General features: G+C 69.1%; 11 protein-coding genes. 3 read left to right on the top strand and 8 right to left on the bottom strand.

Going from position 1 to position 12,807, the window contains the following annotated elements; translation table 11 throughout:
• Position 1: 1 nt before the first annotated feature.
• Positions 2–1,624, bottom strand: a complete 1,623-nt coding sequence (locus tag G6N64_RS14380) for an alkaline phosphatase D family protein (protein WP_246231160.1) — start codon at positions 1,622–1,624, stop codon at positions 2–4.
• Between the two features lie 130 nt (positions 1,625–1,754).
• Between G6N64_RS14380 and G6N64_RS29930 the strand changes: the two genes are divergently transcribed.
• Positions 1,755–1,922, top strand: coding sequence for a hypothetical protein (locus G6N64_RS29930; protein WP_174266810.1), 168 nt, complete (start codon positions 1,755–1,757; stop codon positions 1,920–1,922).
• Positions 1,923–2,393: 471 nt separating this feature from the next.
• Here the strand turns inward: G6N64_RS29930 and G6N64_RS14385 are convergent, their stop codons facing one another.
• Together G6N64_RS14385 and G6N64_RS14390 are read right to left on the bottom strand one after the other, a co-directional pair.
• On the bottom strand, positions 2,394–3,509 hold the full coding sequence (locus G6N64_RS14385) for an Rv3169 family protein (protein ID WP_163797671.1): 1,116 nt from the start codon (positions 3,507–3,509) through the stop codon (positions 2,394–2,396).
• Positions 3,509–4,645, bottom strand: coding sequence for a phosphotransferase family protein (locus tag G6N64_RS14390; RefSeq protein ID WP_163797672.1), 1,137 nt, complete (start codon positions 4,643–4,645; stop codon positions 3,509–3,511). The genes G6N64_RS14385 and G6N64_RS14390 overlap by 1 nt, the downstream gene beginning before the upstream one ends.
• Positions 4,646–4,684: 39 nt before the next feature.
• Here G6N64_RS14390 and G6N64_RS14395 point away from each other — a divergent pair, with 39 nt between their 5' ends.
• A complete protein-coding gene (locus tag G6N64_RS14395) occupies positions 4,685–5,287 on the top strand; it encodes a TetR/AcrR family transcriptional regulator C-terminal ligand-binding domain-containing protein (RefSeq protein WP_163797673.1) in 603 nt (200 codons plus the stop codon).
• Positions 5,284–5,643: a hypothetical protein gene (locus G6N64_RS14400; protein ID WP_163797674.1), complete on the top strand. Its 360-nt coding sequence runs from the start codon at positions 5,284–5,286 to the stop codon at positions 5,641–5,643. The genes G6N64_RS14395 and G6N64_RS14400 overlap by 4 nt, the downstream gene beginning before the upstream one ends.
• On the opposite strand, the gene G6N64_RS14405 is transcribed toward G6N64_RS14400, so the two are convergent.
• Genes G6N64_RS14405 through nuoL form a run of 5 tightly spaced genes read right to left on the bottom strand, consistent with a single transcriptional unit; the run spans position 5,640 to position 12,804 of the window.
• On the bottom strand, positions 5,640–7,001 hold the full coding sequence (locus G6N64_RS14405) for an FAD-dependent oxidoreductase (protein WP_163797675.1): 1,362 nt from the start codon (positions 6,999–7,001) through the stop codon (positions 5,640–5,642). The genes G6N64_RS14400 and G6N64_RS14405 overlap by 4 nt on opposite strands.
• Entirely contained in the window at positions 6,998–7,780 is a 783-nt protein-coding gene (locus tag G6N64_RS14410; RefSeq protein ID WP_163797676.1) for an enoyl-CoA hydratase, read from the bottom strand. The genes G6N64_RS14405 and G6N64_RS14410 overlap by 4 nt, the downstream gene beginning before the upstream one ends.
• A gap of 10 nt (positions 7,781–7,790) precedes the next feature.
• Positions 7,791–9,368, bottom strand: a complete 1,578-nt coding sequence (nuoN, locus tag G6N64_RS14415) for an NADH-quinone oxidoreductase subunit NuoN (protein WP_163797677.1) — start codon at positions 9,366–9,368, stop codon at positions 7,791–7,793.
• The gene (locus G6N64_RS14420; protein WP_163797678.1) at positions 9,365–10,927 is read right to left on the bottom strand and encodes an NADH-quinone oxidoreductase subunit M; all 1,563 of its coding nucleotides are present in this window, start codon (positions 10,925–10,927) and stop codon (positions 9,365–9,367) included. Before G6N64_RS14420 ends, nuoN begins: the two co-directional genes overlap by 4 nt.
• Complete coding sequence (gene nuoL, locus G6N64_RS14425; RefSeq protein WP_163797679.1) at positions 10,921–12,804, bottom strand: NADH-quinone oxidoreductase subunit L; 1,884 nt, start codon at positions 12,802–12,804, stop codon at positions 10,921–10,923. Before nuoL ends, G6N64_RS14420 begins: the two co-directional genes overlap by 7 nt.
• Positions 12,805–12,807 lie beyond the last annotated feature (3 nt).

Genomic DNA, 12,807 nt, shown 5'->3' on the forward strand with positions numbered 1-12,807 from the left:
CTCAGTCGGTCAGCGCGATCCGGGTGACCTCGGAGAGGTGACCCGCCTCGTCGGGCTGCTCGAATACCACCTCGGCGCTGCGACCGTCGACGTTCAGTGCGGCCAGGGTGTTGCCGAACAGTGGCCCGCTGAGGTTCCGCCACGAGAACGGCAGGTCGGGGGACCCGTTGCGACGGGCCCACCGTCGCGTCACGCGGGCGGCGCGCTGAGACCAGGCCAGCTTGAAGACCGGCTTGACGAAGAACGGCACGTAGTTGTGCACCGGCGAGCACACCAGCTGGTGAACGCGGGTGCCCGGCATGTTCGCACGCGCGGCGTAGCTGTGGTGGACGTCGCCGGAGAGCACCGAGATGCTGGCCAGCTCGTTCGTCTGTCGTGACGCCGCCCGCGCGATGAGGTCGCTGAGCCGGAGGAACGACTGCAGGAACGCCGCCCAGTGCTCGAAGTCGGCGGCCTGACGGATCGTCTCGCCCAGCCGGCCGCGCAGGCCCGGCCGGTTCGCAGCGGCCTCGTTGACGGTCTGCGCGTCGCCGATCGCCGGGGGCAGCAGCCAGGGCAGCGACGAGCCGAGGATCAGGTGGTCGATGTCGGCCGGTCGGTCCTCGATCTGCTCCTCGAGCCACGCGAACTCGCGGTCGCCGAGCATCTTGCGATCACCGGAGTCCAGGATGCGGGCGTTGCGCGAGTCGACCATGATCAGCCTGCTGCGGCCCAGGTCCCACCGGTAGCTGAAGCGAAGGCCCTTGTCGCCGTCGACTTCCGCGTCGGCCCGGTCGGCGAGGTCGCTGAGGTGCGACCAGGTGTCGCCCTCGGCGGCGAGCACCTTCTGGTAGTCCGGGTCGGTCAGCAGTTCCGCCGGGGCCAGGTTCCCCAGGTGCTGGTAGACCCAGTACGACGCGAGGCCCGCCCGGATGCGGTCGCGCCACCACGGCTTCTCGTTGACCTCGGCCCGCCACGCCGCGGAGGTGTTCCAGTCGTCGCGGATGTCGTGGTCGTCGAAGATCATCGCCGTCGGGAGCGTCGACATGATCCAGCGGATCTCGGGATCGCCCCACGTGTGCCGGTACAGACCCTCGTACTCGCCGAAGCTGACCACCTCGTCGGGCGGGCGGTGGCCCTTGTTCCGGCCCGACCGGCGGCCCGCCAGGTGCTGGCGGGCCTGCGGCGTGAGTTCGTCGGCGTAGACCTGATCGCCGAGCAGGATCAGCGCGTCCGGCCACTCCTCGACCGGCAGACGGGGCAACCGGGCGGCGTAGCAGTCCAGGGCGTCGTCGCCGAGCTTGGCGTCGAGCTTCTCGTCGCCGGTCTTCGGGTAGCGGCAGGAGCCGAAGATCAGCCGAAGGCGGTCGGCGCTGCGGGGTCCGCGAGTCTTGATGACGCTCGGCGGGAAGGACGAGTCGGCCTCGGGCCACACCTTCGCACCGTCGACGTGCACCTCGTACTCGGTCACCGAGTCCTCGGTCAGGCCCTCCACCGGCACCATCGCGTAGTGGAAGCCCTGCACCTCGAACGTGGGCGCCGAGCAACCGAGCACCTCGACGGTGGCGGGCCGTTCCGTTTGCACCCAGATCATCGCCGAGGTGGGGCCGACGTGGCGGAGGACTGGGCCGAGCACGAGTGTCACTCGACCAGAGTAGGGCGTCGAATCCTGCCACGCGCCGCACAATCACTGCCACCGGAAATTCTTTCCCTGACCTGCCGGTTATGACCATCAGAACGCTCAGCCAGAGCGAGTAGAGGGAAAGAGGTAGACCATGAAGAAGCTCGGATTCGCCGGCACCATCGCCGCAGGTTTCGCCGCCGCCACGTTCGCTCTGGCCGCGCCCGCCTCCGCCGGTATCGACCACCACACCTGGGTGCACGACATCCAGCAGCAGGCCAGCGTCGGCTCTCCCCAGTCGACCGTGGGCAACGGCCGCTAAGCACTCAATTTCCGGAGGGGCACCCGCTACGGCGGGTGCCCCTTCGTCGTGTGCGGGGCTGTTGCGCCGAACTGGAGAGTCACGTCGCCGTGCCGGCGCGATCGCGACGCTGGCTTCCGTCTCGGCGGGGTGGCGCCTCGCGTGGATCGTCGTTGAGACTGCGCGTGGGGCTGCGATCCGGACCTCGCCACGACCCTCCACGCAGTCTCACCGCGGCGGGTTCGGAGCGTGGGCCTTACGTACGTAATCCGACCTCATTCGTGTACGCACGCCCCGGCCGGCACGAGAGTTGCTTTCGGTAGACGTCCACTCGCACTTCTCCGCCATTACGCGACTCTCGCGGGAGGTCAGGCGGCGGGGAACCCCCAAGTAGCCCGGAGGTGCGCCGAGAGCGCACACATGGCTGCCAACCGGCGCGCGTAACGACCACCAGCGCCATCTCGGCGAGCCGCACGCATGCGGCGGTCCCAGCTAGTCCGCGACCGACAGCCAGTCCGCGAACCCCGACGGGTCGTGACGGCCAAGCGCGCCGTGCTCGAAGAGCCCCCACCCCTCGACGGGCGCACGATCGCCTTCGGTGCACAGCGCCCGCCCGACGTGGTCGATGACGCCGAACCCGGTCCGCCCGACGATCGCCGGGTCGGTCATGTCGTAGGTCAGTCGCTCGGTGAACTTCTCGCCGCGCCACATGCCGTGGGTCCAGTCCGCGTCGCCGCCGTAGCCGCCGCCCACGTGCAGGGGCACCGGCAGCTTGGACTCGACGTCGAAGCGCACGGGAGTGCCGTCGCCCGCGGTCGCGTCGATCGTCGCGCCGGTGGGGATGCGGGTGCCCGGACGGTAGTGGATCTTGATCCGCGGCCAGCCCAACTGCTCGATGCGGCCGTCCTTCCAGATGCGCGTGCAGTCGTTGAGCGACCGGAAGCCGCTCGGCTCCTCCTGGATGATGAGGACGATCGAGAAGTCGTCGAACGCCATGGGCACGTAAAGCCACCACATGCCTTCGAACGGCGGGTCGGCCGGTCGCCCCGCGGGCTCGGACTCGCCGACCGGACGGATGCCCCACGACCGGTCGCGCGACCCGATCCACGTGTCCGGGTCGACGGTGATCTCCTGCCCGTCGATCGCCAGATGTCCACTCCACGTTCCCAGTTGCGCGAAGCGCTGGGCGTCGAGGGTGACGCGGGTGCCGGTGCGCAGGACGTGCCGCTGCTCCTGCACGACGTCGAACAGTCCGTTCCACGTCAGATCGGCGGCGATGCCCTCGGTCTCGTCGAGCACGATCCGCAGCCGGTGCAGCGGCTCGTCGACCTCGACGCGATAGTCGACGACGTTCTGGTTCAGCCGGTCGCCGTCGATGCCGTCGGACAGGTGAACCGCGGTCTGCTCGTCGCCGCGCCTGATCATTAAGAACGCGTCCTTCACCCCGAGGTTGGGGTAGTAGCCGATGCCGGTGATGACGAAGAGGTCGCCGGTGCGGTCGTGGGCGTTGAAGTAGGACCGGTCGTAGAAGTTGCGGTCCGACGAGCCGGGCCACGCGATCGGCTGGGGGAGTTGGTGAACGGGGAATTCGTCCATGGGGCCGAGCATCAGTGGTCTCCGATCAGTCGCTTCAGCAGCGGCAGGTGATAGAACGTCGACTCCAAGTCCTGCGGTGGGTCCATCTCGCCGAAGTGCACCCGCCGCGCGGTGGTGCGCATGAACACGCAACACCAGATCACCCCGGAGTACACGTAGAACCACGTCAGGTCGCCCAGCGTCGCGCCGGTCAGCGACTCGTAGGTGGCGCGGACGTCGTCCTCGCGCAGCACGTCGGGCAGTCCGGGTAGCCCGGCCAGGCCGGCCAGCTCCTGGAACACCATGTGGGCGAACACGATCCACGACACGTCGAGTTCGCGCGGGCCGACGGTCGCCATCTCCCAGTCGAGGACGGCCACGGGCCGGAAGTCCTGGTAGAGCACGTTGCCGATCCGTGAGTCGCCCCAGGCGAGGACCGGTGTCGAGGCGGCGACGTCGTCGGGGAAGTTGTCCTCGAGCCACGCCAGCGCGCGCTCGACGGTAGGTGCCCTGCCGATGTCGGGCACCGCGAACCCGTACCAGTCCTTAAGCCAGCCGAAGTGTCTGCGCAGCGCATTGTCCCCGGGCGGGTCGACGTCGGTGAGGAAGCCGAACAGCTCGGCCGCGTCGGGGATCGAGTGCAGCTTCGCCAGCACCTCGACCGTCGCGTCCTGCAGTTCCCGCTGCTCGCCGGCGGTGGCGTCGAAGAACCAGTTGTCGCCGAACGTGTAGGGCATGACGTCGGGCGGCACGACGCCGTCGACCAGATCCATCAGGAAGAACGGCGTGCCCAGGACGGCACCGACGTCGTCGATCCACCGCACGCGCGGCACGGGGACGTCGGTCAGTTCGCCGACCTGCCGCATGACCTCGAACTGGTGGTCGAGGCGGTAGGTGGGAAAGACGGGGACGTCCTCGGCGGTCGGTGCGACCCGTGCGACCCAGCGCTGTTCGACCGCCCGACCCTCGTCGTGCCACCGACCGGTGAGGACGATCGTCTCCGAGGACATCCCATTGGAGTCGATGCCGCTCTCCACGGTCACCTCCGGTGTGACTCCGCCGGGCATGACGCTGCTCAGCCACGTCGACAGCAGTGCGGGCAGCGTGGCGGTGTCGCGGGAGGAGTGCTGCAGGCGGCTGACGTCTTCGACAGCCCGTTCGTTCGCCACGGGACGCCCTCTCGAGATTACGATACGGTGAGTAGCGTTATGAAAGCAGACCCGTCCACGGATGTCGAGACCCCGACTGCGGGCAGGCCACGCGACCCGCGCATCGACGTTGCCATACTCGAGGCCACCGCGGACCTACTCGTCGAAATCGGTTATGGCGCCCTGACGATGGCCGCCGTCGCCGAGCGTGCGGGCACCACCAAGACCGCGCTGTACCGCCGCTGGTCCAGCAAGGCCGAGCTGGTGCACGAGGCGGCGTTCCCCACGGCGCCGACCGCACTCGGCACGCCGGAGGGCGACATCGAAGGCGACGTCCGGGCGATGATCGCGGCCACCCGGGACGTCTTCGTCACCCCCGTCGTGCGTGCGGCGCTGCCGGGGCTCATCGCCGACATGGCCGCGGACCCCGACCTCAACGCCCGCGTGGTGAGCCGTTTCGTCGGCCTCTTCGACCTCGTCCGCGCCCGGCTGGAGCACGCGATCGCGCACGGCGAGGTGCATCCGGACGTGGATCCCGCGCGCCTGATCGAGATCGTGGGCGGCGCAACGCTTCTTCGCATCCTGCTGGACCCCGGGGGGCCGCTGGACGACGCCTGGGTCGACCAGACCGCCGCCATCATCAGTCACGGCGTGAAAATGTGACCAGTACCGTTGAGGGCATGTACGTGCAGCTGACCGTGAACGACGAAGACGGGGTGCCAGAGGTCTACTCCACCCCACCCTGGACCGACGACGCCGACGGCCGCGCCGAGACCGCCCGGGTGGTCGTCGACCCCGTGGGCAGACCCGACGGCGACCGGGCGGGGGTGCTGCTGACCATGACGATCGGCGAGGCCCTCGTCCTGGGACGCCGGATCGTCGAGGTCGCCGAGCAGGCGGCGGAGGGTCAGTTCAGCCGGCGCGGTACGCAGTGGCGTCGCGAGGTTCAGAACCGCAAGCGCCGCGAGGCCTGGAACGTGCTCATGGCCGGCTCCGACGACGACCCGAGCGCCGACTAGGCCAGGGCACCCAACAGCTGGTTGAACGCCTCCGTCATCGACGGGTGGGTGTAGATCTCGTCGCGAAGCGCCGACGCCGTAATGCCGTGCCGCATCGCGAGGGCGACGGTGTTGATGACCTCGTGCGAGTCGTACGACAGCAGTGCGGCGCCGAGGATCTCGTCGGTCTCGGCGTCGACGACGGCCTTCATCATCCCCCCGGCTTGGTGGACGATGCGGGCGCGCGGCACCGTGGCCATCTTCGCGACCGGCAGGCTCGCCACCCGCACGTCAAGGCCCGCCGCCCGCGCCTCGCGCTCGGTGAGGCCCACCCGGGACAGCGGCGGAGTCATGAACAGCGTGTACGGCACCGCCCGCCGATCGGCCGTGCTGCGCGACCCGCTGCCCGCCACCTGGTCGAGCACGATGCGGTGGTCGTCGAGGGAGACGTAGGTGAACTGCGGCCCGCCGTTGACGTCGCCCACCGCGAAGACGTGCGGCTGGCTGGTGCGCAGGTACTCGTCGACCTCGATCGAACCGTCTGCGCGCGTGACGATCCCGGCGTTGGAGAGTCCGAGGTCGGCCGTGACGGGGTGTCTGCCGAGTGCGACCAGGATGAGGTCGGCCGCCACGGTGGCGGCGCTGCCGTCCACCTCGTAGTGCACCGTGGCGCCGTCGACGGCGGTGACCGAGGCCGAGGTGACCACCGTGACTCCGGCTTCGGTCAGTAGATCCGCTGCGCACGTGGCGACGTCGTCGTCCTCCCGGCCGAGGATGGCGTGGTGGCGCTCGAGCACGGTGACCTCGGCGCCGTACCCGGCGTACATGGCGGCGAATTCGAGTCCCACGTATCCGCCGCCGAGGACCACCAGACGTCGTGGCAGGTCCTCCGTCGAGAGCATCTCGGTGCTCGTGACCGCGCGCGGGTTGTCCCGCAGGCCGGGTACGTCCGGCCACGTCGGCTCGGATCCGGTGCCGACGACGATGGTCCGACCGGTCACCGTCACCTCGCCGTCGTCGGTGCGCACGACGACGGTGTGCGGGTCGACGAAGGACGCGGCGCCGGTGAGGACGTCGACACCGGGGATGGTGTCGAGCATGGCGAAGTTCTGTGCGCGCAGGTCCGTCGTCAGCGCGGCGGTGGCCTGGACGGCTGCGGTGTAGGCGGCCGGATCCGGTGCGTCCGTGTTCAACTCCTCGGCGGCGAACACCATCGACTTGGTGGGAACGCATCCGATGTTGATGCACGTGCCGCCGTACATCAGAGCGGACCGCTCGACCATCACGACGCGCCTACCCTGCTTGCCGAGCGTGGCGGCAAGGGTCTTGCCGCCCTTGCCGAATCCGATGACGACGAGGTCCGCCTCGATGGTGGTCACAGCGCTACCTCCGGGTTGATCTGGGCCCTGTTGCTCGACGCAACGTCGCGACGGCGCTGTTCCAATCCCGCGAAGTCGGTGTCGTGCGTACCGGCGATCTCATTTTCCGCGGCCAGCGCGGGTTCCGTCACCGTGGCCGCGCCACGGACGTAGATCTCCTTGAGGCCCGCCATGGTGGCGCCGGGCACTTCGGCGACGCGGCCGGCGAGTTCGAGCGCACGGTCCAGAAGCCGGCCGTGCGGAACGACTTCGGTGACGAGGCCGATTCGTTCGGCACGCGCCGCGTCGACCACCTCGCCGGTCATGGACAGCCGGCGGGCCATCGCCGAGCCGACCACCTGAGGCAGCCGGGCGGTCATTCCGCCGCCGGGCAGGATGCCCACCCGCGCATGGGTGTCGGCGAATACCGCCCGCTCCGAGGCGATCAGGAAGTCGCAGCCGAGCGCCATCTCGAGACCGCCGGTGAAGGTGGCCCCGTTGATGGCGCCGACGACCGGCGTGCGCATCTCGGCGACGGTGGTGATGCAATTCTGGGTCGTGAACTCCGCGAAATACGCGGAACCGTCGCGTGAGGCCTCCTTGAGGTCGACGCCCGCGCAGAAGGCCGGGTCGGTGCCGGTGAGCACGACGGCCCGCACCGATTCGTCGGCGTCCGCGGCGGTGAGTGCGTCGTGGAGGATTCGAATGAGGTCACGGCTCAGGGCATTTCGCGATTCGGGCCGGTTGAGGGTGAGGACCCGGACCGCGTCGCGATCGGTCACGATCACCAGATCGCTCATGGTGGGCAGGTTAGCGCACGAACCGGCTCGCGTCGTTCGCCAGGTCGAGGAGCGGCTGCGGTAGCGCGCCGAGTGCGAGGGTGATGGCAGCAGACAGCGTCACGGTGGCGACGCTCAGCGAGCTGGGGACCACCACCGTCGGTGCGTCCTCGGGTGGGTCGGTGAAGAACATCAGCACGATGAGCCGCACGTAGAAGTAGGCGGCGACGGCGCTGGCGCAGACGCCGACGATGACCAGCGGGGTGGCGCCACCCTCGGCGGCGGCCTTGAACACCGCGAACTTGCTGACGAAACCACTCGTCAGCGGAATGCCGGCGAAGGCGAGCAGGAACAGCGAGAAGACCACGCCCACCAGGGGATGTCGCCGACCCAGGCCCGCCCAGCGGGACATGTCGGTCTCCTCCAGGCCGTCGGCGCCGCGGACGACGCTGACGACGGCGAAGGCGCCCAGGGTGCTGAAGCCGTAGGCGGCGAGGTAGAACAGCGTCGCCGACAGGCCGGTCTCGTTGAGGGCGATGACGCCGGTCAGGATGAAGCCGGCGTGGGCGACCGACGAGTACGCCAGCATCCGCTTCACGTCGCTCTGCGACACCGCGGTGATGGTGCCGACGACCATCGTCAGGATCGCGATGGCCCACATCAGCGGCCGCCAGTCGTCCTCGAGGCCCGGCAGGGCGACGTAGAAGATCCGCAGGGTGGCCCCGAACGCGGCGATCTTGGTGGCGGCGGCCATGAACGCCGTCACCGGGGTGGGCGCGCCCTGGTAGACGTCCGGTATCCACGAGTGGAACGGCACCGCACCGACCTTGAACAGGACGCCCACCGAGAGCAGCGCGACGCCGACGAGTGCCATCGTGGTGTTGCCCGCGCCTCTGGCGACCGCATCGTCGATGCCGCCGAGGCTGAGACCGCCCGAGTAGCCGTACAGCAGCGCGATGCCGTAGAGGAAGAACGCCGACGAGAATGCGCCCAGCAGGAAGTACTTGAGCGCGGCCTCCTGCGACATCAGTCGCCGGTGCCGAGCCAGACCGCACATCAGGTATAGCGGCAGCGAGAACACCTCGAGCGCGATGAACATCGTCAGCAGGTCCTCGGACGCGCCGAAGAGCATCATCCCGGCGACGGCGAACATCGTGAGCGGGAAGACCTCGGTCTGTGCGATGCCTGCCTTGGTGGCGAGTTTCTCGGCGACGCTGCCCGGTACGGCCGACGCCTGGGGGGTGAACGCGTCCAGTCCGCTGGCGCCCTGCTCCGCGCCGACCTCCGAGGCGATGCGACGTTCTGCCATCAGGAGGGTGCCGAGGACGCCGATCACCAGGATCGTGCCCTGCAGGAACAGTGCGGGCTTGTCGATCGCGACGGATCCCATCACCGCGGTCCGGCCGGCTGACTCGCCGAGGTCGAGCCATTCCTTGCCGACGGTCACCAGTGCGGCGACCTGGGCGCCGAGTGCGACCGTCAGTTGGACGGCGTACCGCCTGCGTCGGGGGAGGAACGCCTCGACCAGCACGCCGACGATCGCCGCGCCGAGCACGATCAGCATCGGGGAGAGCAGGCCGTACTCGACGGTCGGCGGGGCCAGGTTCATCGGGCGGGTCCTTCCTGCGCCACGCGGGGTGCGGGATCCTGCTGGCCGATGGTCGTCAGGGTGTGCCCGACCGCGGGGTCGATGAGGTCCAGGACCGGCTTCGGATACACGCCCAGCACCAGCAGCAGTGCGATCAGCGGAGTGACCACGACGAGTTCCCGGGGCACCAGGTCATGCAGCTTCTCGTTGCCGTCGGTCACCGGTCCGGTCATCATCCTCTGGTAGGCCCACAGGATGTAGATGGCCGACAGCACGAGCGCCAGCGCGGCGAAGACCGCGAACACGGGGTAGACGGTGAACGTCCCGATCAGGACCAGGAACTCGCTGACGAACGGGGCCAGCCCGGGCAGCGACAGGGTGGCCAGACCGGCGACCAGGAACGTGCCGGCGAGGACCGGCGCCACCTTCTGCACGCCGCCGTAGGCGGCTATCGCGCGGGAGCCCCTGCGCGACACCAGGAACCCGGCGATCAGGAACAGCGCAGCGGTCGATATGCCGTGGTTGACCATGTACAGCGTGGATCCGGACTGGCCCTGGCTGGTCATCACGAAGATGCCGAGGATGATGAACCCGAAGTGCGAGATCGACGTGTAGGCGATCAGCCGCATGACGTCGGTCTGGCCGATCGCGACGACCGCCCCGTAGACGATGCCGATCACGGCGAGGGTGATGACCAACGGCCGGAACGTCATCGACGCGTCGGGGAACAGCTGCAGGCAGTACCGCAGCATGCCGAACGTGCCCACCTTGTCGACCACCGCCATCATCAGCACCGCGGTGGCGGGCGTCGACTCGACGGCGGCGTCGGGCAGCCAGCGGTGGAACGGCCAGAGCGGCGCCTTGACGGCGAACGCGAACATGAAGCCGAGGAAGAGGGCGTTGAGCACGGCCGGGCTGATGTTCAGCGAGCCGTCGGCGACCGCGGCGACGATCGCACGGAAGTCGAAGGTGCCCGCCGGGAACGCGTCGCCGCTCGCCGTGGCGACGTAGAGGCCGATGACCGCCGCGAGCATGATCAGTCCGCCGAAGAGGTTGTACAGCAGGAACTTCACGGCTGCTCGCGACCGGCCCTGCGCGGTGCCGCCGCCGAACCCACCGATGAGGAAGTACATCGGGATGAGCATTGCCTCGAAGAAGACGTAGAACAGCAGCACGTCCAGCGCGGTCAGGGAGATCAGCACCATGCCCTCGACGGCGAGCGTCAGAGCCACGTACGTGTGCGCGGACCGCGACCGATCGCCGGCGTCGTTCCAGCCGGCGACGATCAGCAGCGGCACGAGCACTGCCGTCAGGACGACCAGCGCCAGCGCGATGCCGTCGACGCCGAGGATGTAGCCCGTCCCGAACGAGGGGATCCATTCGTGGTCCTCGACGAACTGGTACTGGGCGCCGCCGGGCTCGAACCGGACGGCCAGCAGCACCGCCACCGCGAGGACGGCCAGCGAGACCGCGAGCGCCGCGTACTTCGCGAGATGCGCTGCAGCCGAGGGCAGGAGGATCACGACGACCGCACCGAGCATCGGGACGGCCCACAGGATGGTCAGCCAGGGAGTCACCACACCCGCACCGCCAGGATCGCGGCGATGACGAGCGCGGCGCCGCCGAGCATCGACAGCGCGTAACTGCGGGCGAAGCCGGTCTGGAACTGTCGCAGGCGTTCCGACGTGCCCCCGACGAGGGTTCCGAGACCGCGGGAGACGCCGTCGATGCCGTCGTCGTCGATCTCGATCAGCCCGGCCGTGATCCGCTGTCCCGGCCGCATCAGGAACTCCTCGTTGGCGGCGTCACCGTAGAGGTCGCGTCGGGCGGCGACGGTCAGGGCCGAGACGTCCAGCGGCGCGGTCTCCGGGACCGCCCTGGTGGCGTACATCCGGTACGCGATTGCGACGCCGACGGCGATCACGGCCATCGTGATCGTGGTCATGACCCAGGCAGGGACGACGTGATGGGCCTCGTAACCGCCGACGACCGGTTCTAGCCAGTGCTCGAGCGTGCCGCCGATCGCGAGCAGCGCTCCCGCACCGACTGATCCGACGGCCAGCACGATCATCGGCCCGGTCATGACGGCAGGCGACTCGTGCGGATGACTGTCTGGCGCCCATCGCTTCTCCCCGAAGAACGTCATGATCATCACCCGGGTCATGTAGAACGCCGTGATGCCGGCGCCGAGGAGTGCCGCCCCGCCGAGCAGGATTCCCCTGACACCGCCCGCGGCGAAGGCGGTTTCGATGATCGGGTCCTTGGAGAAGAACCCCGACAGCGGTGGCACGCCGATGATCGCGAGGTAGCCCAGGCCGAACGTGACGAACGTGAGCGGCATGTACTTTCGCAGCCCGCCGTAGCGCCGCATGTCGGTCTCGTCGTCCATGCCGTGCATCACCGACCCGGCGCCGAGGAAGAGTCCCGCCTTGAAGAAGCCGTGCGTCAGCAGGTGCATGATCGCGATGGCGTAGCCGGCGGGTCCCAGTCCCGCCGCGAGCACCATGTAGCCGATCTGCGACATCGTCGACGCCGCGAGGGCCTTCTTGATGTCGTCCTTCGCGCAGCCGATCACGGCGCCGAAGAGCAGGGTGACCGCGCCGACCACCACGACCCCGGTCCGTGCCTCGGGGGCGAGGTCGTAGACGGGTCCGGACCGGACGATCAGGTACACCCCGGCGGTCACCATGGTGGCGGCGTGGATCAGCGCCGACACCGGCGTGGGGCCCTCCATCGCGTCGCCGAGCCACGACTGCAGCGGCACCTGCGCGGACTTGCCGCACGCCGCGAGCAGCAGGAGCAGACCGAGGGCGTTGAGCGCGCCGGAGGACATCTGCCCGGCGGCGTCGAAGACTGCTGCGTAGGAGACGGTTCCGGTCTGGGCGAACATCACCATCAGCGCGAGCGCGAGGCCGATGTCGCCGACCCTGTTGACGACGAACGCCTTCTTGGCCGCGGCCGCCGCGGACGGCTTGTAGGACCAGAAGCCGATCAGCAGGTAGGACGCGAGGCCGACGCCCTCCCACCCGACATACAGGCCCAGGTAGTTGTCGGCGAGTACCAGGAGCAGCATCGCGGCGACGAAGAGGTTGAGGTAGGCGAAGAAGCGTCTGCGCTCGGGGTCGTGTGCCATGTACCCGATCGAGTACACGTGGATCAGCGATCCCACGCCGGTGATCAGCAGGACGAAGCACACCGACAGCTGGTCGAGTTGCAGGCCGAAGTCCACCCGCAGCGACGCCACCGGCACCCAGGAGAACAGCGTCTCGCCGATGACGCGGTCCTCGGCGCTGCGGCCGAGCAGGTCGAGCCACAGCACGACGCCGACTGCGAAGGACGCGAGGGCCGTCGCCGTGCCGAGCAGGTGACCCCAGGCGTTGGTCGCGCGACCGCCCAGGAGGAGGACCGCCGCACCCGCCAGGGGCAGCGCGATCAGGAGCCACACCGGAAGTATCATGGC

It is taken from the genome of Mycolicibacterium sediminis (assembly GCF_010731735.1).
In the GTDB taxonomy this organism is placed as follows: Bacteria; Actinomycetota; Actinomycetes; order Mycobacteriales; family Mycobacteriaceae; genus Mycobacterium; species Mycobacterium sediminis.